The organism is Pseudoalteromonas sp. GW168-MNA-CIBAN-0100 (assembly GCF_040309225.1).
Classification (GTDB): domain Bacteria; phylum Pseudomonadota; class Gammaproteobacteria; order Enterobacterales; family Alteromonadaceae; genus Pseudoalteromonas; species Pseudoalteromonas arctica.
The window spans coordinates 1-246 of sequence record NZ_JBEOOL010000928.1 but is presented as its reverse complement, the minus strand read 5'-3'; the positions used below and the strand labels follow the sequence as shown (position 1 = coordinate 246).

At 35.4% G+C, this 246-nt stretch carries 1 pseudogene; it reads right to left on the bottom strand.

The features are described from left to right. Nucleotides 1–246 (bottom strand): annotated as a pseudogene (locus AAEY62_RS24055) (class Ia ribonucleoside-diphosphate reductase subunit beta); the annotation flags it as partial.

Below are 246 nucleotides of genomic sequence, written 5' to 3'. Positions count from 1 at the left end.
CATCATTGCCAGGTAAAGTTTCTTTTTCAGCTCAAATAAATTAACAACAACAGATTTACCGTTAATCTCATGTTTGCCTTCACCGTATAAATTGTAAAGCGACACTGAGTTAATTAAATCATCGTAGTATTTTGTTACCGCATCGGCACGTTCACTAATTTTGTCATTGCTAACTATGTCATCAAAAATAAGTTCAGGTGCTTGGGTAACATTACGAATAATATGCGTGTACGAGCGGCTATGAAT